The organism is Acetobacterium wieringae (assembly GCF_023700225.1).
Taxonomy (GTDB): Bacteria; Bacillota; Clostridia; order Eubacteriales; family Eubacteriaceae; genus Acetobacterium; species Acetobacterium wieringae.
In genome coordinates this window covers 2,685,013-2,708,790 of record NZ_CP097897.1, presented here as the reverse complement: position 1 = coordinate 2,708,790, position 23,778 = coordinate 2,685,013, and the positions used below count along the sequence as shown (strand labels likewise).

General features: G+C 41.0%; 27 protein-coding genes. 23 read left to right on the top strand and 4 right to left on the bottom strand.

The genetic code is table 11. The features are described from left to right. Positions 1 to 3 precede the first annotated feature (3 nt). The 17 genes from CHL1_RS13120 to CHL1_RS13040 all read left to right on the top strand — a co-directional run bounded on the left by CHL1_RS13120 (position 4) and on the right by CHL1_RS13040 (position 15,469). Positions 4 to 411, top strand: a complete 408-nt coding sequence (locus tag CHL1_RS13120) for a hypothetical protein (protein ID WP_250933325.1) — start codon at positions 4 to 6, stop codon at positions 409 to 411. Beyond that, positions 378 to 743 carry a hypothetical protein gene (locus CHL1_RS13115; protein WP_250933323.1) on the top strand — a complete coding sequence of 122 codons (366 nt, stop codon included), beginning with the start codon at positions 378 to 380 and terminating at the stop codon, positions 741 to 743. Before CHL1_RS13120 ends, CHL1_RS13115 begins: the two co-directional genes overlap by 34 nt. Next, complete coding sequence (locus CHL1_RS13110; protein WP_250933322.1) at positions 733 to 4,044, top strand: phage tail tape measure protein; 3,312 nt, start codon at positions 733 to 735, stop codon at positions 4,042 to 4,044. Before CHL1_RS13115 ends, CHL1_RS13110 begins: the two co-directional genes overlap by 11 nt. A 9-nt stretch (positions 4,045 to 4,053) precedes the next feature. Beyond that, complete coding sequence (locus CHL1_RS13105) at positions 4,054 to 4,920, top strand: phage tail family protein (protein ID WP_250933320.1); 867 nt, start codon at positions 4,054 to 4,056, stop codon at positions 4,918 to 4,920. A gap of 2 nt (positions 4,921 to 4,922) precedes the next feature. Continuing rightward, positions 4,923 to 6,011, top strand: a complete 1,089-nt coding sequence (locus tag CHL1_RS13100; RefSeq protein WP_250933318.1) for a siphovirus ReqiPepy6 Gp37-like family protein — start codon at positions 4,923 to 4,925, stop codon at positions 6,009 to 6,011. 13 nt (positions 6,012 to 6,024) lie between these two features. Continuing rightward, positions 6,025 to 6,876, top strand: coding sequence for a hypothetical protein (locus CHL1_RS13095; protein WP_250933316.1), 852 nt, complete (start codon positions 6,025 to 6,027; stop codon positions 6,874 to 6,876). After that, positions 6,876 to 7,310, top strand: coding sequence for a hypothetical protein (locus tag CHL1_RS13090; RefSeq protein WP_250933314.1), 435 nt, complete (start codon positions 6,876 to 6,878; stop codon positions 7,308 to 7,310). The genes CHL1_RS13095 and CHL1_RS13090 overlap by 1 nt, the downstream gene beginning before the upstream one ends. A 1-nt stretch (position 7,311) precedes the next feature. After that, entirely contained in the window at positions 7,312 to 8,403 is a 1,092-nt protein-coding gene (locus tag CHL1_RS13085) for a YncE family protein (RefSeq protein ID WP_250933312.1), read from the top strand. Positions 8,404 to 8,418: 15 nt separating this feature from the next. Next, the gene (locus CHL1_RS13080; protein WP_250933311.1) at positions 8,419 to 8,718 is read left to right on the top strand and encodes a hypothetical protein; all 300 of its coding nucleotides are present in this window, start codon (positions 8,419 to 8,421) and stop codon (positions 8,716 to 8,718) included. After that, the gene (locus CHL1_RS13075; protein WP_250933309.1) at positions 8,718 to 8,858 is read left to right on the top strand and encodes an XkdX family protein; all 141 of its coding nucleotides are present in this window, start codon (positions 8,718 to 8,720) and stop codon (positions 8,856 to 8,858) included. The genes CHL1_RS13080 and CHL1_RS13075 overlap by 1 nt, the downstream gene beginning before the upstream one ends. Positions 8,859 to 8,899: 41 nt before the next feature. Then, complete coding sequence (locus tag CHL1_RS13070) at positions 8,900 to 9,181, top strand: hypothetical protein (protein WP_250933307.1); 282 nt, start codon at positions 8,900 to 8,902, stop codon at positions 9,179 to 9,181. 12 nt (positions 9,182 to 9,193) lie between these two features. Further along, a complete protein-coding gene (locus tag CHL1_RS13065) occupies positions 9,194 to 9,502 on the top strand; it encodes a phage holin (protein ID WP_250933306.1) in 309 nt (102 codons plus the stop codon). Next, a complete protein-coding gene (locus CHL1_RS13060; RefSeq protein ID WP_250933304.1) occupies positions 9,502 to 10,494 on the top strand; it encodes an N-acetylmuramoyl-L-alanine amidase in 993 nt (330 codons plus the stop codon). Before CHL1_RS13065 ends, CHL1_RS13060 begins: the two co-directional genes overlap by 1 nt. Positions 10,495 to 10,610: 116 nt before the next feature. Continuing rightward, positions 10,611 to 11,366: a DNA adenine methylase gene (locus CHL1_RS13055; protein WP_250933302.1), complete on the top strand. Its 756-nt coding sequence runs from the start codon at positions 10,611 to 10,613 to the stop codon at positions 11,364 to 11,366. 219 nt (positions 11,367 to 11,585) lie between these two features. Then, a complete protein-coding gene (locus tag CHL1_RS13050) occupies positions 11,586 to 12,893 on the top strand; it encodes a tetratricopeptide repeat protein (RefSeq protein ID WP_250933301.1) in 1,308 nt (435 codons plus the stop codon). 605 nt (positions 12,894 to 13,498) lie between these two features. Beyond that, on the top strand, positions 13,499 to 13,954 hold the full coding sequence (locus CHL1_RS13045) for a reverse transcriptase/maturase family protein (RefSeq protein ID WP_250933299.1): 456 nt from the start codon (positions 13,499 to 13,501) through the stop codon (positions 13,952 to 13,954). Positions 13,955 to 14,161: 207 nt separating this feature from the next. Continuing rightward, positions 14,162 to 15,469: an ATP-binding protein gene (locus CHL1_RS13040; RefSeq protein ID WP_148637621.1), complete on the top strand. Its 1,308-nt coding sequence runs from the start codon at positions 14,162 to 14,164 to the stop codon at positions 15,467 to 15,469. A 220-nt stretch (positions 15,470 to 15,689) separates the two neighbouring features. Here the strand turns inward: CHL1_RS13040 and CHL1_RS13035 are convergent, their stop codons facing one another. The 4 genes from CHL1_RS13035 to CHL1_RS13020 all read right to left on the bottom strand — a co-directional run bounded on the left by CHL1_RS13035 (position 15,690) and on the right by CHL1_RS13020 (position 17,057). After that, positions 15,690 to 15,917, bottom strand: a complete 228-nt coding sequence (locus CHL1_RS13035) for a hypothetical protein (protein WP_250933297.1) — start codon at positions 15,915 to 15,917, stop codon at positions 15,690 to 15,692. Between the two features lie 85 nt (positions 15,918 to 16,002). Further along, positions 16,003 to 16,383: a hypothetical protein gene (locus CHL1_RS13030; RefSeq protein WP_250933295.1), complete on the bottom strand. Its 381-nt coding sequence runs from the start codon at positions 16,381 to 16,383 to the stop codon at positions 16,003 to 16,005. A 72-nt stretch (positions 16,384 to 16,455) separates the two neighbouring features. Further along, a complete protein-coding gene (locus CHL1_RS13025) occupies positions 16,456 to 16,704 on the bottom strand; it encodes a CPF_0552 family protein (RefSeq protein ID WP_228882736.1) in 249 nt (82 codons plus the stop codon). A gap of 101 nt (positions 16,705 to 16,805) precedes the next feature. Then, positions 16,806 to 17,057: a hypothetical protein gene (locus CHL1_RS13020; protein ID WP_070370111.1), complete on the bottom strand. Its 252-nt coding sequence runs from the start codon at positions 17,055 to 17,057 to the stop codon at positions 16,806 to 16,808. 335 nt (positions 17,058 to 17,392) lie between these two features. Between CHL1_RS13020 and CHL1_RS13015 the strand changes: the two genes are divergently transcribed. The 6 genes from CHL1_RS13015 (at position 17,393) to CHL1_RS12990 (ending at position 23,759) form a co-directional block, all read left to right on the top strand. Next, a complete protein-coding gene (locus CHL1_RS13015) occupies positions 17,393 to 18,238 on the top strand; it encodes a transketolase (protein WP_070370110.1) in 846 nt (281 codons plus the stop codon). Further along, positions 18,235 to 19,182 carry a transketolase family protein gene (locus tag CHL1_RS13010; protein ID WP_070370109.1) on the top strand — a complete coding sequence of 316 codons (948 nt, stop codon included), beginning with the start codon at positions 18,235 to 18,237 and terminating at the stop codon, positions 19,180 to 19,182. Before CHL1_RS13015 ends, CHL1_RS13010 begins: the two co-directional genes overlap by 4 nt. 21 nt (positions 19,183 to 19,203) lie before the next feature. Continuing rightward, entirely contained in the window at positions 19,204 to 20,520 is a 1,317-nt protein-coding gene (locus tag CHL1_RS13005; RefSeq protein WP_070370108.1) for a transaldolase family protein, read from the top strand. Positions 20,521 to 20,640: 120 nt separating this feature from the next. Further along, positions 20,641 to 21,489 carry a class II fructose-bisphosphate aldolase gene (locus CHL1_RS13000; RefSeq protein WP_070370107.1) on the top strand — a complete coding sequence of 283 codons (849 nt, stop codon included), beginning with the start codon at positions 20,641 to 20,643 and terminating at the stop codon, positions 21,487 to 21,489. 196 nt (positions 21,490 to 21,685) lie between these two features. Beyond that, positions 21,686 to 22,735 carry a thiamine pyrophosphate-dependent dehydrogenase E1 component subunit alpha gene (locus CHL1_RS12995; RefSeq protein WP_084633477.1) on the top strand — a complete coding sequence of 350 codons (1,050 nt, stop codon included), beginning with the start codon at positions 21,686 to 21,688 and terminating at the stop codon, positions 22,733 to 22,735. A 49-nt stretch (positions 22,736 to 22,784) separates the two neighbouring features. Continuing rightward, the gene (locus tag CHL1_RS12990) at positions 22,785 to 23,759 is read left to right on the top strand and encodes an alpha-ketoacid dehydrogenase subunit beta (protein ID WP_070370106.1); all 975 of its coding nucleotides are present in this window, start codon (positions 22,785 to 22,787) and stop codon (positions 23,757 to 23,759) included. Positions 23,760 to 23,778: the final 19 nt, after the last annotated feature.

Here is a 23,778-nt window from a genome sequence, read left to right as displayed (position 1 = left end):
TAAATGATTGAAAATGTACGAAAACTAAATACGGCGGATCTGTTTGAATTTATGCGGATGGTTAAGCGAACCGGAGTTAAGGATGAACTTAAAAAGGTTGCTAAGAATATACCGAAAAAAGAGAAAAAGCCACAATTGAAAGTTGTTGAAGACGGTGATGATAATTCTCCGGAACTGATTGTTCAAGAAGCGCCATCCCAGGCAGAGGTTGGAATTGACATGGCCTTTTCGGTGATGGAAATTTTCTCCAATAAAAACGCTGAAGAAGAAATCTATGCTTTTATTGCCCGGCCCTTCCAATGCACTCCGGAAGAAGTGGCCGAAAATGATCTGATGGATACAATTGAAAAACTTAAAGAAGTGGCTGATGCTCAGAAGTGGGCGTCTTTTTTCAAGTCAGCAACTCAGTAGATGTTACTGACATTGAGGAGTTGCTCCTAAGACGATATAACAACATCGACTATATTTTAAATATGGATATTGATAGCGGTCTTACATTTATTCGCAAAGCCTTTGAAAAAGAAGAGGATGCGAAATTGTGGGACCGCTATTTAGTTGATTACCGGAATATGGTGCCAGAGAACTTTATCACCTTTGATGCTTATAAAAAACTGGCGTTAAGTGAAAGTATCAAACCGAGAACCGCCCCAAAAAGCAAACAGGAAACCATCAACGAAATCAATGAAAAAGTTGAAAAGATTATCAATCTAACCCTGAAAGGGGGTGAGACCGATGGCGTTTGAGATCTTTAAACTGTTTGGTTCGATTTTCGTTGATACCAGTGAAGCCAATAACGAGATGGATCGGGCTGGAAATAATGCTGAGATCCTGGGGAAAAAATTTGGTGATGTGGCTAAGAAAGCCGACAATATAAGCAGCGGTTTAAGCAGTGTGGGCAAAGGCTTTTCTACCTATGTGACCGCACCGCTAACCGCCTTGGGAACAGCCAGTGTTTTGGCTTTTAATGCGGTGGATGACGGGATGGATAAAATCATCACGACCACCGGAGCCATGGGCGCCAAGGCTGAAGACCTTGAGAATGTCTATAAAAATGTCGGGAAGACCATTCCGGATACCTTTGACAACATTTCTTCAGCGGTCGGGGATGTCAGCGCCCGGTTCGATGTGACCGGGGATCAGCTGCAATCCATGAGTGAGGATTTTCTTAAGTTCTCACGGGTGAACAAAACAGATGTGGCGACATCGGTACAGCTTGTTTCCAGAGCCATGGGTGATGCCGGTATCCCGGCAGAGCAGTACAAAAGCGTATTGGATCAGCTGACCAAAGCAAGCCAGACATCGGGCATCAGTATTGAAACCCTGACCGAAAACCTGACCAAGTATGGGGCACCAATGCGAGCCCTTGGGTTTGATACTCAGGAATCCATTGCTATTTTTGCAGGGTGGGAAAAGGCGGGCGTCAATACCGAAATCGCTTTTTCCGGGATGAAAAAAGCAATTTCAAACTGGGCATCAGAAGGGAAAGACTCCCGGGAAGAATTCAAAAAGACGCTGCAGACGATTGGTGAAGCACCGGATATTGCTACGGCAACTTCGATGGCCATTGAAGTCTTTGGCCAAAAGGCGGGGCCGGATCTGGCAGACGCTATTAAAGGCGGTCGTTTTTCATATGAAGAATTTCTGGCTGTCATTGAAGGCTCTGATGGGACGCTGGACAATACCTTTAATTCCATTTTGGATGCCGGGGATAAGTTTCAGTTATCATTTCAGAAAATGCAGCAGGCCGGGGCCGATCTTGGCGAAACAATCTTGAATGTACTGGCACCAATGCTGGAAACGGCAGCGCAAAAGGTCAGCGATCTGGGTGAATGGTTCAGTAATCTGGATCAGGGACAGCAGGAATTTATTGTAAAAATAGGGATAGTGGCAGCGGCAATTGGGCCGCTTTTGCTGATTTTAGGCGGCCTTGCTGGGGCGGTGTCCAACGTTGCCGGATTATTTGCCACCGGTGGCCTATTAAACGGGGCGCTTGGATCAGCGTCTGCAGCCTTTGGCCTTGGCGCCGAGGGTGCCGTGGGTATGGGTTCTTCCCTCGCAGCGTTAACGGGGCCGGTGGCAATTGTGGTTGCGGTTATTGCCGGGTTAGTGGCGATACTTGTTGGCGCTTATCAAAGTTCGGAGACGTTCAGAAATTCAGTTTCCGGGGCGTTTGAGTCCATCAAAAATACAGCGCAAGACGCCTTTGGGAGGATCAGCGAGGCATTAGGCCCAGCGATGGAGTCCTTCCAGGGATTTGCAACCGGATTAACCCCGGTGCTGCAGCAGATTGGAGACTTTATCGGAACCTATATCGTGCCGGTGGTGGAGCAGTTCATTGGATCATTTATCAATGGCTTTGCCAATATCATTGTGGCCATTGCGCCGTTTATCGCAGCTATCGGGAACTTGCTCAGTTTTATCGGAAATTTTGTCGGCTTAGTTGTCGCCTTATTAAATGGCGATTGGGCCGGAGCTTGGCAGTTTGCCCAAGCAATGGGCCAGAATGCCGTTGATTTTCTGGTTAATGTTTTTCAGGGGCTTTACAATTGGGTGAGCCTGATATTCCAGAGCATTCTGGATTTTATAGTCGGTATCTGGACTGGACTTGTTACACGAACAACTGAAACCTGGAATGGGATTGTAACCTTCCTGCAGACAGCATGGCAGCTTATTTATGACAACACGATTGGGAAGATCACCGAGCTGGCGAATAGTATTGCCAATAAGTGGCAGGAAACAAAGGTTGATACCCAGCAGAAGTGGGATGCCATTAAAGGGGATCTCAAACAAAAATGGGATGAAATCTATGCCAATGTCAGTGGTAAGGTCAAAGAAACCTTCGATGCAGTTTCTCAGAAGTGGACAGATACAAAGACTGACTCACAAATGCAATGGGCTGAGATCCGGGATGATCTGACAACTAAGGCCGGAGAGATTTACACCAATATCATTGGCAAAGCCCAAGCCTTACTTGACGAACTCCCGGGTAAGTGGCTGAGTATCAAAAATGATGCTGGTACCTGGTGGGATGGGATCAAAACCCGCATATATGATGCGATTAAGGGTTTGCCGGATGATGCTAAAGGCATTGCAACTGGCATGCTCAATAAAATGGTGGAAGGGATACAGGAAACCGCCAGTACTGTTTATGGTGCGGTCACCGCCCTTGTCAATGATGTAATCACAAAATTTAAAGAAGGTTTTGGGATTCATTCGCCATCACGTGTCATGCTTGATATCGGGAAATATCTGGTCCAAGGTCTGATCAACGGATTGAATGGTGATAATCTGATGAAGTTCGTCAACAACATGGTTGAGGAAATTAAAGCTGCTTTTGCCAATGGTAATTTTAATTTAAAAGCGGCGATTGATTTCATCGGTAGTGGTGCGGCAGAATTTTTCAAGAGCATCGGTATCGGTGGATCTGATTTTGGAAGCCTTGTTGCTCCAGTCGGCGGCCCGATCACTTCATGGTTTGGTTACAGGGACGATGTAGGAGACGTTGGCACAAAGTATCATGAAGGGATTGACATTGGTGTGCCAGAAGGGACTCCGGTTGGCGCTGCCGGCGCTGGGACAGTAACTCAAGCTGGTTGGTATGGCGGATATGGAAATGCGGTCATCATTGACCATGGAAATGGTTTGGAAACACTCTATGGACATCTTTCAGAGGTGCTTGTAAATGTTGGGGACTTAGTAACTCAGCTGCAGACGATCGGTCTTTCCGGAAATACCGGGAACAGCACCGGTCCGCATTTACACTTCTCAGTCATTAAGGATGGACAGCAGGTTGATCCGGCCAGTATCTGGGGCTATGCTTCAGGAACAAATTATGCTACTGCAGGTTTACATTGGGTTGGCGAAAAAGGCCCAGAGCTGGTTAATTTTAAAGGTGGCGAAAGAGTTTATGATGCCGATACAAGCGAGCTGCTTGCCAGCGGCAATGTAACCATGAATGTTACCATTAACAGTCCAACGGCTTTATCACCGTCCAAAACAGCTAAGCTATTAAAGCGGTCAGTGCAGGAATTACTTATGAATTAGGAGGCTGGAATGCGAAAAATAAAATACATCAATTCCATAGGGGAAGAGTTGCTTTTTAGCAATTCAGCCCCTTTTATTTTACAGAAATTTGAAGAAAGTCAGGGCATCAATAATTACAGTTTCAAAGGAGTCGGTCAGGATGGGAATACCTATCTCGGAAGCACCCTTGATGAAAAAGACATCAATCTGACCATTGCGCTGCTTGGGAAAACAACAGAACAGTATTCAAGCTACAGAGAAAAGCTCTATCGGGTATTTAACCCGAAGCTGGGAGAAGGTTGCCTGGTTTATGATGACGGGATCAAGGAATTAAAAATCAAATGTATCCCTGAAAAAGTGCCTTTCATGAAAAATATCACCCAAAGCAAAGGAACCGGGTTGATTAATCTGACGGCTAATGAGCCGTTATGGGTGGATTTGCTCGAAAAGAGAGATGAGATTGCGCTGTGGGCTGCAGACTTTGAGTTTGATCTGGAAATCCCGGAGGACACCGGCATTGATATCGGCCACCGGGAACCATCTCTGATTGTAAATTGTTTAAACGATGGCGATGTTGAAACCGGCATTCGAATTGAGTTTAAGGCTTTAGCCACGCTGGTTAATCCGTCGTTGTTCAATGTCAATACCCGGGAATTTATCAGGATCAAGAAAACCATGGCCGCAGGGGAAGTGATTTCAATATCCACCTATTTCGGCAATAAGCGGATCATCAGCAGATTGAATGGGGTGGAAACCAATGCTTTTTATTCAATCGATGAAGATTCGACATTTTTACAGCTTTCACAGGGCGACAATTTATTTCGTTATGACGCTGAGAGTGGTTTGGATAATCTGGAAGTCACTATTTATCATTATGATCGATATCTTGGGGTGTAGCAATGGAGTTGTACATTTATAACAAAGCTTTAGCATTGCAGAATGTCATGGATACTTATGGTTCCCTTCGGTGGGTAAGGCGTTATTCCGAGTGTGGCGAATTTGAATTACACTGCCCCTTTACGGTCGAAAATATCCTATTGTTGGCCCAGGACAATGTTATCAGAAAGACTGACAGCGATGAGGTTGGTTACATTGAATACCGAAACATCAAAAAGGATGAGGAGGGCAAAGAAAACCTGATTATCAAAGGAAAGCTTGGAGAAGGTTATCTAAACCGGCGCATCATCTGGGGAACTGAAATTCTCAACACGACCTATGAGTTGGCAATGCGGACGCTGGTTGATAAAAACTGTATCAATCCAACGGATTCAGATCGGATTATTGAAACACTGATACTTGGTGATCTTGGTAATTTTGCTGGCAATGTTAATTTTCAGGTTTCCTACCAGAATTTGCTCAAAACAATTGAGGCGCTATGCCTGGAAGCGGAGCTTGGAAGTAGAGTCCGATTTGACAAGTCATTAAAGAAACTGAAGTTTGAGATCTTTCAAGGGCTGGATCGGACGTCAAGTCAGACAGTCAACCCGCAGTGCATATTCTCCAAAGAGTTTGATAATGTCCTCGATCAGGAATATACCGACAGCATCATGGATTATAAGAATGTCGCATTAGTTGGCGGTATCGGTGAAGACGCTGATCGGCGTCTTGTGACTGTTGGTAGCGGGACCGGACTTGGTCGCTTTGAAGCGTTTAATGACCAGAAAGGTTTGTCGAATATGGTTAATAATGTGGCAATGACAGAAGCTGAGTACAACGCCTTATTAGCCAGTAAAGGAAATGAAACGCTCACCGACACCAAAAAGGTTCAGACCTTTGAGAATGGCATCAATCTAAATTCAAACTTGCGATATAAAACGGATTTTGATCTTGGTGATATTGTGACGTGTCTATCCAGAAAATGGGGGATTGCCATTGACAGCCGGATCAATGAGATTGAAGAGGTTTTTGAGGAATCTGGCATGGAAGTTAATATTGTCTTTGGGAAAGAGATGCCCCGGACAATTGCACATAAAATAAAACTATTATGAAAGGGGTGGTTTGATGGCAGAAATTAGTGGGTTTCATAATTCGAGAAACGGTGACCGGCGGGTTAAAGCAGATTTTTTTGCCAGGTTCTTTGGTAGTCTGATTGGTAATGGTGTTTTTCCAAACCCGTCAACCGGCTGTCAGGTGATCGCTAACAATGATATGACGGTGACTTTTAAGACAGGAAAAGCCTGGATTAATGGCGTATTCTATGAAAATACGGCTGATATGGCGCTAAGTCTTGATGTGGCCGATGGTGTGCTTAAACGGATAGATCGGGTGGTGCTGCAGTTCAGCACGATTGATCGGACGATTGCAGCCAAGGTTAAGAAGGGGACGTTCGCCAGCAGCCCTGTGGCGCCAAGTTTACAAAGGGATGCCGATGCTTATGAATTGGGGATCGCTGATATTTTTATTGGTAATGGGGTCGTTAGTGTTTCTCAGTCGAGCATCACTGACTTAAGGCTTAATTCAAATTATTGTGGCGTTGTTACTGCTCTAATTAATCAAATCGATACAACAACATTATTCAATCAATACCAGGCCTGGTATCTTGAGACAACAAATCAAGCAGCTACAGATTTGTCAACGATGATTTCAGCTTTCCAAAGCAGTTTCAATGCCTGGTTTGCGGATCTTCAGGACATTCTGGATGAGAATACAGCCGGAAATCTTCTTAATATGATCAATGATCTGATTGCATGGAAGACTGCAGCTGAAATAAAAATTGATAATCACATTGACGATAGTATTGTTCATGTGACGCCAGATAATAAGGACAGTTGGAATGGAAAACTTGATGGGTCAAGTACCGGAGCGATTGCTGGGAAGGTTTACGCATATAAAAATTTAGGAGGTGGTTTATAATGGCAGCGAATACAACACCGATTTTCCCATTAACGCCAAAAATAAGTTGGGGAAAGGTTCTAACGGCGAACATCACCAAAGACGGAACAGGGACAATGGTTCCCGTTTTTACGGCAGGAGTGAATGGCAGCAAGATTGATCAAATTAAAGTTCGGGCATTGGGAACGAATGTAGCGACCGTTCTCAGATTTTTCATTAATAATGGATCAGACAATGCGACTGCAGCTAATAATACGTTGATACACGAAGTCACAATTTCAGCGACAACACTGTCTGAGGTCGCAGCTTTGGCAGACAACGACATTTTAATTACAAAAGGTGTTGAGGTAATGGTTCCAATTCCATATTTGCCACCAGGATACAAAATTAACGTGGCGGTGGGAACGACAATTGCAGCAGGACTACAGGTCACCGTTCACGGAGCGGATTATTAAAATGGGTGGTAGTTTTAACGGGTTTTTGAAGCCAAAGCCAGATAAAAGAAGTAACGGAAAAAAATATGGAGCAGGCGATAAGATATCAATAAAAGATTTGAAATTACCTGTTGTTCCTACCGTAGGCCTATCAAGTGCAACAACATCATACGAATATAGCGATATAAAGTTTGATGGAGATTACATGTATGATATTGTCAGATACAGTTCGACTGCTTATGTCAGAAAACATTTAAAAAGCGTTGATTCTAGAGGATATGATTCATTTAGTCAAGTTTTAGCACCTTCTTTTTCTTTAAGTCCATCAACGATTGGGCCTATTGTCATAAAGAAGGATAGTCAATATATTTATTGCGCTATGTCAAATTTTATTGTCAAACTTGACAAAGCAACATTAACGGAAGTAAAGAGGTATACTGCTGGCTATTATATTGTTGATATGAGGTTAAGCAAAGATGGCACATATATATCGGCGTTGTATAATGATTCGTCAAATGGAACTAGTATTTCTTTAAGAAAATTAGACCTTGATTTAAATTTAATCGCAGCATTGACAAATTTACCATCATTTAATTTTTCAGACACATTTATTGATGACAGACTTGTGTATTGCTATGGTTATTACGCAGGAAATAATTGCATTATTGACACATTGACAATGACAAGGTATGAAATTAATGCATTGTTTTACGACAATACCGATTATTTCCCGGCAATGCGTTCATTTGTAGAGAATGGATATTGGTTCTATATGAATCAAGGCGGCATATTATATAAAATAGTGTATGATGATGTAAGCTTTGCGTTTTCTGTTGTTGCTCAGATTGATATTTGGTCAGATGTAACTTATATGTTTTTCAATTATGATAAAGATAATATTTTTCTTTACCAAACATCAGTTGGCGGTAATAAGACAAACGTATTGATTGATAAAAAAACATTGTCATCAATCACATTGGCGCCTTTTTCGTTTATTACATCACCTGATAATAGCGACATCAATTTCTTCAGCAATGAAATAAATGAGTACATTTTTAGAAATACGTCAACGGGAACTGTTTACAAAACATGTTTTAACATGGAAATACGATAATTAAGGAGATTTTAAATGATTTACATTAAAACCGATGAAGAAAGTAAAGTCAATTATACCCATTATATGCCGTTCGACCCAATTCATGGCCTGGGTAAAACTGAGGAAGAATTAATTCACGATGGTTATTTTGTTGATGCGATTCCTGAACCAACAGAAATTCAAGGGAAAACACATGTGTTGAAATTTACGATCGAAAAAAGTGTTTTTTATGAGTATGTTGATCGAGAACTGACCGATCAGGAAAAGATCGCACAACTTGAAGCGGATGTGGCTACGGCAAATTATGCGTTGATGATGGGAGGGCTTCTATAATGCTGACGTTTGAAAAGATCAAATTATATTTTGACAGAGGACTGTGGACAGCCGAAATGGTGGCCAATGCAGTAGTTAAAGGGAAGATCACGGCAGACCAATATAAAGAGATTACTGGACTGGATTATGTAACAGCTTAAGGCTGTTTTTTATTACTCAAAAATCTGAAAGGGGACGGTTTATGGTTGATATTACAGTATTGGGGAGTTGGTCAGGGGCGCTATTGACAATAGGCGCCCTTTTTGGTGTTGTTTATAAATTCTGCCGACGGGCGGATAAAATCGAGGAAAAAATCCAGGAGCATGACGACTGCATTAATGACAGCTTGGAAGAACGTATGATATTGCTCAGGGCTCAAAAGGCGGCTCTTGAAGCAGTGTCCGGGAAACGGTGTAATGGCAATGTTGATGATTCGATTAATGAAATTGATGAGTATATGCTCAGAAAATCACATGAAAAATAAAGGAGAAACAAGATGAACTTAAAAAATGTAAAAACAGATGTATGGATTCGGTTGGTAGTGTTAATGTTGGCGCTGGTGAACCAGTTCCTGACCGCTTCCGGGCTAAACCCCATTGCAATTTCAGAAACAGAGATGTATGTCACACTGTCCGGGGTGGTGGCCATCTTTGCAGCCTTATGGGCAGCTTGGAAAAATAATAGCCTAACTGCATCGGCTCAACAATCGGATATTATGATGCAGAATCTGAAAGAAGCAGCAGTTAAGGTTATTATGGATAAATCCAGCCAGATGATGGCTGAACAGGAAGAGTTGGTGAAATAATGGTAAATACATTACTGTATAAAGTACATGTCGAAAATAAAGGCTGGGGTGCTTGGGTCCAGGAAGGGCGCTTGGCCGGAACAGTCGGCCAGTCACTACGGATCGAAGCGATTCGAATCCAGGGCGTTAAGCGTTACCGCGTCCACGTTGAGAACATCGGCTGGATGGATTGGGTTCAGGAAGATGAGATTGCCGGTACAGTTGGCCAAGGTTTGAGAATCGAAGCAATTGAGATTGAATGCGAAAATCTGAATTATCAGGTTCATGTACAGAATGTCGGGTGGTTGGATTTCGCCAGAAATGGAGAAATGGCCGGTACGACTGGCGGGGGGCTGAGAATTGAAGCGATCCGGTTATTAAAAAGTGATGAACCAATTAGTGTGGATGATCGTCGTTCTACGTTTGTAATAGCGCCCGCTCCTGTTCCGGTGCCTGCTCCAACGCCTGTGGCATCTGCGCAGGGTAATAAGTCCGGAAAGATTTATCTGGCTGTTGGTCATGGCGTATCGAGTGACGGATCGTGGGACTGTGGGTGCGTTGATGGTCAGTATACCGAAGCGGATTTAATGCTGGCCATTGGGAAGGTGGCAGCAGCAAGGTTACGTGATCTTGGTTTCACAGTCCTGACGGATGCTGACACCGACAATGATAAAAACATTGCCGTTTGCGTCAACGAAGCGAATTCGTGGGGAGCTGATATTTACGTATCGCTGCATTGTGATTATAATCAGGCCCCATCTGGAACGCTACCAATTGTCTACCCAGGGAGTGGCGACGGCATCCGGATTGCAAACTGCCTGGTTGCTTCAGCTCAAGTGCGTCTGGGACTCGGTACCCGGGGCGTGATCCAGCGAGACGATTGGGAGGTTGCTGATACAGGTATGACTGCCTGCATTTTTGAAACAGGCGGCATTCGTCCGGATATCGGATTACTGACCAATGCTTCAGCATTTGGTGAGGTCGTTGCTCAAGGTATTTACGATTGGTTTTAAGATATATGTAGGTCTTGACGTTTTGATATTAAAAATACAATGATCTTGACCGAAAATTTGTCAAGCAAGTTTCACGGCCACCTTCGGGTGGCCATATTTAATATTTAGGAGGAAAAATGAATAGTTTTATACCATGGATTGGCGGGAAACGCCTGTTAAGAAAAACAATAATTGAAATGTTTCCAAAGGACTTTGATCGATACATTGAGGTCTTTGGTGGTGCCGGTTGGGTGCTCTTTGCAAAAGATAAGCATGCCGATCTGGAGATTTATAATGATTATGATGGCCAGCTGGCCAATTTATTCCGGTGCGTGAAGTATCATCCAGATGAGGTGAAAAAAGAAATATCCTGTGTGCTAAATTCAAGGGAGTTCTTTGATGATTTCAAGTCTCAACTTGATATGCGTGGACTAACCGACATTCAACGAGCTGGGCGGTATTTTATGATCATCAAAACATCATACGGTGCCGATAGAAAAACATTTGGAGGGACTAAGAAGAACCTCAAGAAAAGCACAGACTATCTGAGCGAGATCAGTGATCGACTGAACGGTGTGGTGATTGAAAACAGAGACTTTGAGCGAATCATCAAAGTTCATGATCGACCCGGTGCGCTTTTCTATCTTGATCCACCTTATCACGGTACAGAAAAATATTATCAAACCGGATTTGGTGATGAAGATCATAAAAGGTTAAAAGATGCCTTGAAAGAAATCAAAGGAAAGTTTATACTGAGTTATAACAATGATGAATTTGTCCGGAAATTGTACCAGGGCTTTAACCTGATTGAAGTCAGCCGGAGAAATTCTCTGCTTGAGCGGTACGATGGGAAAGATAAAGAATACAAAGAAGTAATAATCACGAATTACTAAAAGATGACCTTATATTAAAGAGCCTTACGGTGTGCGGGCTTTTTTGGTATGGGGTGATGTTAGCCACTTTTTCAAGGGTGGCATTTTTTTGTTTTTTGCTGTATAATTTTTAAAGATATTTTAAATCATTATCAAGATAATCTAAAAGAGTTTTGTAGTAAGATATTTAAAAGCTGATAATGCTAGTACAGCATAACTTATTGTTAAGAGGTGGCATAAGTGGAATTTATTTCTCAAATAATCATACCGATTCTAATAGCTTTTTCAGCTGGAGTCTTTCCTAATTTAATAAAAGAAGAAAAGAAAAAAGAAAAGATACTTTTTTGGGTGTGTTTAATAGGTGCAATATCGTTTTACTTGGTTGTGAATTTCAATAAGTCAAATTTAACAATGTTTGGTTTTTCTAATAGTGAAAACCCGAATACTTTGATAGATGAATCAAGGGTATATAGACTGCGAATATTTGATTATTTTAGAATGTATTTTAACGTTATAGTTATTGAGTCTGTTTTAATATTTTTGATAATTTATTCTATAAAATATGCAAAGCGTTTATACTACATAATATTTACTTTTATTTTTTGCTGTATTTTTGTTCTAACATATGTTAGTCATGATTATGAAACTGGTGTCGAATATTACAATCGATATCAAGAAACGAGAAGTACAGAAAATTACTTAACTTTGTCAGAGGAGAGTTTAATAAAATCGTATCAAAGTGGTTATGATAAATCAGCCCTTATGCTTGCAACGATAAACATTGAGAAATATTTGTTGGACGATGATAGGGAATATTTGTTAGATAATGCTGAGAAATATCTAACTATATCGAATGAATTGGGTTTTGAAAATAAGAAAGCAGAGGCATATTTTTACTATTGTGGCGGGTATGTAGATTACAAAAAGTGGAGAAAAGAAAAGAATAACGACCAGTTGTTTTATGCTGCTGAAAAAAAATTTGTAGAATCGCAAAAACTTTATTCAAATGATGAGAATGATGCGAGTTTTTCATTAGGATACTTATATAGTGAAAAATGGGAAGAAGATAAAAGCGATGAACAATACTTTAGTAAAGCTGAAACATATTTAAAAGATACACTTGAACAAGGTGATAAAAGAGCACGTTATGAATTAGGGTTTATTTATCGTGAAAAATGGGAAGAAGATAAAAGCGATGGACAATACTTTAGTAAAGCTGAAACATATTTAAAAGATGCACTTGAACAAGGTGATATAAGAGCATGTTATCAATTAGGGTTTATTTATCGTGAAAAATGGGAAGAAGATAAAAGCGATGGACAGTGCTTTAGTAAAGCTGAAACATATTTAAAAGATACACTTGAACAAGGTGATATAAGAGCATATTATGATCTTGGGTATTTATATACTGAAAGGTGGGAGGATGATAAAAGCAATAAACAATATTTTGAAGATGCTAAAAAATACTTTAAACAAGCCTTAGCAAATGGTAATATAAATGCAGAAAATGCGCTTGAGTATTTAGATAAAGCAGGCTCAATAGTCTGAAAAAAATATAAATGTTAAGCGCCAAAATATTAGGATAGAAATAGTCAGTCATACCAGAGGGGGTATATATCCATTTTAAATGGTTGTGATCTTTGTGATATGAAAGTTTGAATAAAAATCTAAATCACATCAAATTGTTCAATTTGTTCGTGAACAGGGTCACTATTTTATTAAAAAAAAGGTAGCCAAAGATGGCGACGAAGTTTAAAAGTGTAGTCTGTTACACTATTGGTACCTGAATCTTAATCAGTTTGTGTAATTTTGCCCCCTATTTTGCCCCTTATTCTTGAAAAATCAAAAAATAAAACAAATCAAAAAATCGCATAATATAGGCATTTGTGAATGCTTAAAAATAACAATAAACAAACTTTGATATTTCAGTAGGTCGGGGGTTCGATTCCCCCCGCTAGCTCCAGTAAAAAACAATTTTTAGTTAAAAGAATGGCTTTAATTAGCGGTTCTTTTTTTATTTTTTGAATTATGTCTCCACCAAATGTGTGACCTACTGTGAAAAATCAAAAAACTCTGGCTATTTCTGGTTATTTTACCCCTATTATTTGTCGTACTTGTAGCCTACTTTTTGTCGCACTTTTCACAATGTTAAATTGGTTAAACTTACATTTGCGAAGGTCGTCAAGATCGTCAATTATATGCTGACCGAAATCAATGCAGGATATCTTTACAAAAACAGACTGTTTCCCAATAATCAGGGCACGCCACAAGGCGGTATTATCAGTCCAACACTGGCAAATATGACACTTGATGGAATGGAAAATATAATTGCTGCAAATTTTTGGACAAATAAACACGGTAAAATTGATAAAAAACATCATAATACCTATCAGATCAATCTGGTGAGATATGCAGATGGTTTTGTTGTGACCACCAACAGTAAAGAAAAAGCCTATGAGATAAAGACAGTACTTGAAGCTTTCATGTCAGAAAGAGGCTTAACTTTGTCGGAGGAAAAAACAGCAATAACACACATCAATGAGGGCTTTGATTTTCTGGGCTGGGAGTTTAGAGAAACCGAAAAACCCACGATCTGGGGGATTATTTAGTGCTATATCGGGTGAAAATTATTGACACTACGATCTTTTTGCTTACCTGGGTAGTGTCCTTACATGATCTACTAACCGAATTTTTGCACAATCATATGTATTAGGATTGTTTTGACAATCCAAACATGTTATGGTTATAACTGAGAATTAAAAACATCCAGAACAAGCAAAAAACAGCCTAAGAATTAAAATTGACAGGAGAAAACAATGAAACGACTTATTTCCCAACTCATTCTTTTTCGGGATAATGATGGAGACAATTTACTGAATCAGATAGGACAATTGTATTCGAGCTTTAATAGCGGGAATGAATCCACAGATTGTCTGATCGAACAAAGTTATCGTTGGATAAAAAAGCTATTGGTAATAGCGACGGACTATGGTTTTGATCAAAATCTCTGGCATGCATATTTGACCTTTGAGATGATCACTAACGAAAATCCGTTCACGCTGACTTGTGAAAAGATGGGAAAGAAAGCGGGCAGTGTGAATGTTTTTGCCAGAAATGATTGTACAATCTTTAAAGAATTGTTTGATTTTGATTTTTCCCCACTGGAAGCGGCATTGGGTATTGATTGCTTTAGTCGCATTTCGAATTACCAGGCGATCCGAAAACCAGAATTTATGTACAACCAGAATGTCAGTCAAAAAGTTGGGGAATTATGCCAAACTCTGGAACAGGCAAAAAACGGTGACGATTTTTTTGAAGCGCTAACCTGTTTTTATGCCAGCTATGGTGTTGGAATGTTTGGCTTGAATAAGGCGTTCCGGGTTTCAGCCGGTGAATCGGATAAAACGTTGTTCTTTCAGCCTATTAACAATATGGATAAGGTGATGCTGACGGATCTGGTAGGCTATGAATTACAGAAACAGAAATTGCTTGATAATACCCGGGCCTTTGTTCAGGGAAAAAAGGCCAACAACGTCTTGCTGTTTGGGGATAGTGGAACCGGAAAATCGACAAGTATTAAAGCAATCATCAACGAGTTTTATGATCAGGGATTACGGATGATTGAAATCTACAAGCATCAGTTTCGGGATTTATCAGCGGTAATTGCCAAAATAAAAAATCGGAATTACCGTTTCATCATATACATGGATGATCTGTCTTTTGAAGAATTCGAAATCGAATATAAATTTCTGAAGGCTGTCATTGAAGGCGGCGTTGAAACGAAGCCAGATAATATTTTAATTTATGCGACTTCGAATCGACGTCATTTGATCAGGGAAACCTGGAATGATCGGGATGATATGCAGAAAAATGGTGAGATTCACCGTTCAGATACAATGCAGGAAAAAATGTCACTGGTAAATCGCTTTGGAGTAACAATATTTTTTGAGCGACCCAGTCAGAAGCAATTTTTTACAATTGTTGAAGAACTTGCCCGGAAAGAAGGGTTGAATTTACCGGAAGAAGAACTGCGAATGGCCGCAAATCAGTGGGAAATGATGCATGGTGGTATTTCAGGTCGAACGGCGCAACAATTTATTAATCACTTATTGACTGTTGATTAAATTAAATAATTACAGACATCATCCAGAATAAGCCACTTGTATGTCCTGGTGAATGTGACACCCTTTACGACTACACAGTAATCATTTATTAACCAGACAAACAAAAATTTTTAGACCAGAGACTGTTTGTCAGAATCTTTAAATTACTACTAGAAATCCGCCGATCACGTATGTGGCTGGCGGATTCTGTGTATTAAGAAGCGAAAAAATTGGTGGTGTTCTATTCAACCTTGCCAAAATCACCATTCATTAAACCAAGAATAATTTTCCCGATTTTTTCCGGAGCGCCTGGATCCTGGGGGTATACCCAATTGTCATAGAAATCTTCAACTTCACCATTAATTAGAATGTTTTGAATGGCTTCTCTTTTTGCCACCATCAAGCCATCTTGAAGGATTTCAAGATGATCGTCGTTTTTTATGATCGTGATTGTTAATTCGGTTTGCATTGTCGGCTCCTTTCGATTTACACTATACGTTTCGGATAGTCAGAAAACTGATTTGTTACCTGTTTTTGGCGAAACAACTATATGCCTAGTTAACGGCGCCGCCAATTAATTTAATGACCAGGCTTAAATTAAATTTTCCGGGGAACTCAAAGGCAATTTTATTGACATAATAATTGTACAATTCTAATTCATTTTCAAGACTGGAGTCATTTGAATTCTTTACTGAGAAAGCAATAAACTTTGAATAGGGTAAGAAAGTAAAAATTGGAAATTCAGGCTCTTCATAGGTACAAATAATAATCCGTTTTGAGGTGAATAGTATATCGGATGGAACAGGAAAGCGATCAGCCACATAAAATTCAACGACCCGTTCCTCATCATTCAACATACCCTGAATACTCTTATGAACCTTGGATGTATTTTTTTTATCCGTAATAATAAATCGGGAATCTTTAAAGTCGATCATTTTTTACTCCTTGGAAAAAGAGAGTTACTCAATAGTGCCAGACTGATTGAGTAACTCTCTTTATTTTGAATTTTAGAAAACCATTTTTTGGACCACAATTGTATCAAGCGTGGCTAATTCTTTTTCCAGTTCGGCGATATCTGCTTCTTTGTTGGGTAAAAACTCTAAAATTATCAAACCGGTGATGCTGCACATTTCTTCAGAAGACTCATGTAAACCTAGGCGTGTCTTAATAATACAACCATTTTTAGTTAACAATTCCTGAACCTTCAATGCTTCGCTTTCGCGGTTGCCAACCTGAATCCCCATAATTTGTCTCATAAAAAAATCCTCCTTAAAGTATTTATACTTTGACTAAATACCCAATTTATACAACAATAAACGATTCCTCAAAAAATAAGCGGCGGTTACGCCGCAGCTTATTATAATTCGTCTTTTAAACACCAGGTCATATTTTTACCTAACTCATTGTTTTCGCCTGAAACCCAAATGTCAATTTTCAGATTTTCCAGTTTTTCCATGGATTCGGTATCATTTAATTCTTTGGCTTTTTCATATGCTTTAATAATCCAGTTTTTTGTCAACTTCTGGAAATCACCGCCCTCGGTTTGAATATAATCATTTCTAATATTAAGTTTTCCGTCGATTACTTTACTTGAATAGCGTAAGCCCATACTTTTACCCTCCTTGTATGCTGAAAGTTGCTATAGTCATTATATCGCGATTTGGCAATACTTTACATAATTATTTAAAAATAAATTGACAAAAAAACAATTCGTGCTATACTACATATAAGAACTGGTCATGACCACCTATGATCTGTCATAAGTGAGATTAGATTTGAGACGTAATGTTTTTTATTAATTGAGTTGTAAGGGGAAACATAGGTTTTGGCTAGTACGAGCAATTTTGCGCAATCAATATCGTTATTTTATTGAATCGTCTTGTAAACGTTGTGCATATCCGTTGAAAAATTAGGTATCGAAAAAATATTTTAAGGAGAGCTTCAATGCAAGTAGAATCCATCGAAAAGAAAGCATTTAATATTCGCAAACACATTGTCCAGACGGTAATTAATAATGGTGACGGCCATGCTGGTCCATCGTTATCATGTACCGATATTTTGGCTACCTTATATTTTGGAATCATGGATATTAAAGTTGATGAACCAAAATGTCCCAACCGTGATCGCTTTGTTCTCAGTGCCGGACACAAATGTCTGGCTCTATATGGAACCCTTATTGAAATGGGATTTGAAGTGGCAGATGTCATGGATACCTACAATAAACTGGGGTCAAAGGTGCCAGGCCATCCTGATATGAAGAAATTTGGCGGCGTCGATTTTAGTTCGGGAGCATTAGGTCACGGTTTACCGATCGGTTCCGGGATGGCATTGAGTGCAAAACTAAAAGGTGAAAAGCAACGGGTTTTTGTGCTCATGGGGGATGGCGAACAGGGTGAAGGATCAAATTGGGAAGCAGCCATGTTTGCAAGTCATCACTGTTTAGACAATCTGGTTGGCATCATTGATAGAAATGGACTTCAAATCAATGGTAGCACCCGGGAGGTTTTGGATACCCGTGATTTACGAGAAAAATATGCGTCTTTTGGATGGTCTGTAAAAGTGGTGGATGGACATAATATCGAAGAGCTTTTAAATACGTTTCAATCGCTACCGTTTCAAAAAGGGAAACCCAGCATGGTCATTACCAATACCATCAAGAGTAAAGGGATGCCATTTGCTGAAGGAAATGTTAAATATCATCACTGGAATCCCGGTAAAGATTCCTGTGAGTCAAAAGAGGCACAAGAAGCATTGGAGCATTATGCAAAAGAAAAAGGATGGGCAATATGACGGCTAAAAAACGAAATCCACGGGATGTATTCGGTGAAACATTATTAGAGCTAGGGAGAGAGAATCCCGGCGTCATGGCAGTGTCTTGTGATTCCGGGGCAGGATCGGGTATGAATCCGTTTAAAAAGGAATTACCCCAGCAGTATTTGGAAATCGGCATTAGTGAACAGAATGCCATCGGTGTCAGTGCCGGATTGGCAGAAGGCGGATTTATTCCGGTTGTCTCTGCAATTGCGCCCTTCATTTCCATGCGTGCGTTTGAACAGGTTCGAAATGATCTGGGTTATGCCAATATGAATGTTAAAGTAATTGGTTCAAGCAGTGGCTTATCCCATTCGGCGTTGGGTTCAACCCACCAGGCCATCGAAGACTTGACATTAATGCGGGCGATTCCCAATATGGTTGTTTTGAATCCGGGCGACGTTTATGAAGTGGAAATGTGCCTGCGTGAGGCAGTTGCACATCAAGGTCCAGTCTACATCAGAATGCCACGTCATGAAATGGCTGAACCGGTTGAAGCCGCTAAACGCAACCTTGAAATTGGCAAGGGCGAATACCTGATGAACACCGGCGATGATATTGTCATTGCAGTGACCGGTACATTAACAATAGATGGTCTGATGGCGGCAAAAATTCTGGATGAAATGGGGTTTGGAGTAAAAGTGATTAACTTTACAACTGTAAAGCCTCTTGACACGGGGATTCTTAACGAGGCCTATCAGAATGCCAAGTATCTGTTCACCTTGGAAGAACATTCGGTAATTGGTGGCTTTGGCAGTGCAGTCGTTGAATCTCTGGCGACAATTAAGGGTAAAGCTCCGATTCATATTGTAGGTATCGCCGATGGCTCCATTAATACCGGCCCCTATCGGGAATTACTGGAAGCCTACGGCCTTACCTGGGAAAAAATTGTTGATCGAATCTTATATGTGGTAAAGAATTAAGATATAGATGGAGGGATAGAAATGAAAACGGTCAGTTGTACATTAAATACTTTATTAAATGATGACGTATCGGTGATTGAGAATCAAAAGAAAGATGTGGCCCGGGTTCTGGATTTCGATTTACCTTTGGAAGACTATGCGTTTCTCAAGAAACATGTAAAAAAAATTGGTGTAACCGCTGCATTTGAAAAGGTTATTAAAACCTTTAACACGCCTGACTGCGAAACACCGGAGGGCTTTCGGATCGCATACCGCCTGGAAGCCAACGGGATTCTTCGGACAGATTTAATCCGGGATATTTCGTATGATAAAAATGGTAAAAAAAGACCAACCAACGTGCTCTTTTCTGCTGATTCAGCAAATCCCTATGAGGTTGCCCCGATCAGTAAAATGATTGCAAACCTGACGTGTAACCCTGGCATCATCTATGATTTGTTTATCAATAATCCCCAAGCCAATGTCGGGAATCATTTTAAAACCCGGGATGAAGTAATGGGAGAAATCGGACGGATTCTTGGACCAGGATCAGACATCAGTGTGGAGCTTAATGATCCGTTTGGCAAATCGGATTCTGAATTACTGGAAGAAGCAGAAAAATTCAGGGAAATGCTGACGGATTATCGGGTTGTCATTAAAGTACCACACACTGGTCCAGTTACAAAAGAAAACGTTTCCGAATTACTTTCCGGGAATAAAAAACTGAGCCGTTCGTGTACCGATGTTACCACTGAAAGTGCCTTTCGGGGACATAATCTGGCATTGATGCTAAAAGAGCATGGCTTTAGAGTGAACTTTACGCTCATGTTTGAGCCTTACCAGACCGCCCTGGCATTACAGGCAAAACCATATTTTGTCAATAGTTTTGTTCGACATCGCCTGATGCAGTCGGAATTGATGGATCAAAATTTAAAACAATTTAATGCCACTGGAAATATTAAGTGTATTGAGGCGATTCGCAACATGTTTTTGGAAAAGGACTATCTTGCCATGGATCAGGCCGATATGGATTTGCTTTCAGTAAAAAATATTGCCGAAGCGATGCTTAAATATCGTCATTTTAGTGATGTCGAAGGTTCCGATGGACTGGACAGTGTACGTCATAACTTAAGACTATTCAAAAATACTAATCTTGATGATACGAGATTGATTATCTGCAGTATGGAAGGTGAGCTAAATTATCCGGATATTGATAAACTGTTGGTAGAACAAGAATTTGAAGATCTGGTTCACCGGGTGGTTGTTACGGCTGAACCGAAGTATTTGGCACGATTTACGTCCTGTAACCAGGTTGTGTCGTATCAACGCCGCTTTATGAATGCAGCTAACGGACAAAAATAAGAAAAGATTTAAGAGATCATTTATTTTTTTATCGAGTTGTGATATACTGGTTCTAGGTGGTCATAACCTATCATATTTATGTATGATGTCGTGAAATTTTAAAGAAAAGAGATGATGATCATGAGTTATGTTAACATGAAAACAATACTTGAAGATGCTAGAAAGAATCGTTATGCGGTTGGCGCATTCAATATTGTTAACTATCTGACAGCAAAAGCTGCAGTTGAAGCGGCGGAAGAGTTGGAACAGCCAATTATTTTGCAAACTTCTGTAAAAACGGTCAAAGCGTTTGGCATTAGCGAGATGATGAACTATTTAAAACCCATTGCTGAAAATGCCAGGGTTAATGTGGCTATCCATCTTGATCACTCCACTGATGTTGATTTTACCAAAGCTTGCATTGATGGCGGTTGGTCGTCAGTCATGTATGATGGATCACAGTTATCCCTCATGGAGAACATCAAAAATACCAGTGAAATTGTGGCATACGCCCAAGCCAGAAATGTGACCGTTGAAGGTGAACTGGGGGCGATTGTCGGAGTCGAAGATGATATTGTCGTGCTGGAGGGAAACCACGCTCACGCCAATCCGGAGGATTGTCACCTTTATCTGAAGGAAACCGGGATTGATGCCTTTGCTCCAGCAGTCGGCACAGCTCACGGGGTATATAAAGGGGCAATCAATATCGACTACAATCTTTTTGAAACAATCAATCAGTTTTCACCATGTCCGCTGGTACTTCATGGGGGAACCGGGTTAACCGATGAGATGTTCCATCGGCTGATTGCTTTAGGTGCCTCAAAAGTCAATATCTCAACGGCCATAAAAATTGCTTATTGTCAGGGAATGGTTGATTACACTAGGAACTATCCGGATCAGAATGACCCACTGAAACTGGACGCCTTCACCAAAGAACAGGTCAAGAAAGTTGTAACAGAACATATCCGTTTCTTTGCGCTGCTGGATTAAAGAAGATCGGATTGAAGGCAAGACAAATAAAATTGCGTAAAAAAGTCGGTTAAAACCTAACGATGAATCTGTGAAAGCTCAGTGTGTGACATCACCCTGAACTTTCACAGATAATCATACTTTTTTTGCAGCGATGAAAAAATATAGCTACCATGTATACCAGATTAACGATGATAAAAATACAAGGAGAACAATCATGAAAAATACCAATTGCATTGAAGAGCTCAAGAAAGAATTTGACGCTTATGCAGAGATGTATGTCCCAGAAGGGCTGGATCGGGAAGAACAACTGAGAATGTACAGTATTATGTGGGTAATGCGTAAGTTTGAAGAAGCAGTGAAGCCGTTGTGGATGGCCAATAAAGTCCATGGCTATTACCATCCCTATATTACTGAAGAAGCGATCGCAACTGGTATTATCACACAGTTGAAAAGAAGTGATTATGTCGGCTCAACACACCGTGGTCACGGCCATCTGATTGCCAAGGGTGGTGACATCAATAAAATGATGGCCGAGCTGTTTGGCAAAGAGGAAGGTTATAATAAGGGCCGGGGTGGTTCGATGCATATCAGCGATATGAGTATTGGGATGCTCGGCGCCACAGGAATTGTTGGCGCAGCGACGGCTCCGGCAGTTGGCAGTGCGCTAAAAAGCTGGATTAAGGGGACCGACGATGTGACCGTGGTATTTTTCGGTGATGGCGGAGCTAACGCCGGATCGATTTCAGAAGCCATGAATATGGCCGCTGCCTGGAAGCTACCCGTTGTTTTTGTCTGTGAAAACAATCAATGGGCCATCGCAACGGATTTTGCCCGGGTAACGGGTGAACAGGATCTCTACAAACGCGGCATCGGCTTTGGTATTCCCAGTTGTCGGGTCGATGGATATAACATTTATCAGATTTGGGATACGGCTAAGACGGCCATTGCCCGAGCCCGAGCTGGTGAAGGACCATCTTTTATTGAATGTAAAACGATGCGGATGCTGGGCCACCATGCCACTGACGATAGCTGGTACCGGGATATGACAGTTTGTGACAAATATTGGGAGATCGAACCAATCAAACGGATGGGTGAGTTTTTAGTCGAAAATAAGATAGCAACACCCGAAGAACTGGAAGCGATTGAAGCAGAGGCGATCAAACAAGTTGAGGCGTCCATCGACTATGCAGATACGCAATGCCATGAACCCTCTCTTGATACTTTCTACGATTATATTTACGCAGATGGCGAAGTTATCAAATAGAGGCAGAATCGATTAGCGGGATTATTAAAATAGATTAGGAGAAAATATAATGGCAATCATAACACTTAGAGAATCGATTACCCAGGCATTACGTGAAGAAATGGCACGAGATGAAGATGTATTTATCATGGGATGTGACGTCGGTCTGCGCGGTAATCCCTTTGGGATTACCAAGGGACTGATGAAAGAATTTGGCGAAAGACGGGTGATTGATACACCAATTTCGGAAGCAGCATTCACAGGTTTAGGCGTTGGCGCTGCCATTGCCGGTATGCGTCCGCTAGTCGAAATTCTATATTGCGACTGGCTTACCCTGCCAATGGATAATATTGTCAATACGGCAGCTAAAACAAGTTATATGTTTGGGGGGCAGGCAAACGTCCCGATTGTAATTCGTGCTCCGTTTGGAGTGGGCGGTGGGGTTGCTGCGCAGCATTCTCAGAATAATGAGAACTGGTTTGTTCATGTACCCGGTCTGAAAGTTATCGCTCCGTCCACGCCGTATGACATGAAAGGCCTACTGAAATCAGCAATCCGGGATAATAATCCGGTCATGTGCTTTGAACACAAACGGAATTACTCCCTGAAAGGTGAGGTTCCCGATGGCGAATACACCATTCCAATTGGGAAAGCCAATATTCGTAAACCAGGAACGGACTGTACGATTGTTGCCTATTCATATATGACTTATGTAGCCGAAGCGGCAGCCGCTGAGCTCGAAAAAGACGGAATCAGCTGTGAAGTCATTGATTTGCGGTCACTGCTGCCCCTGGATTATGAAACCGTTATGGATTCAGTCAAGAAAACCAGTCGGGTTGTTGTGGTAACAGAGGCGCCATTACGGGGATCCATTGCTGGCGAGATCGTTGGCGAAATCATCGACCGTGGCTTTGATTTGCTGGATGCACCACCACAGCGTGTCGGCAGCAAAAACTCCCCGGTTGCATATAATGAAGGTTTGGAAGCGTTGTGCACGCCTAAGAAAGAAGACATTATTGCAGCAGTACGCAAAACATTTGAATAAATCGTGAAGGAGTGTTTAT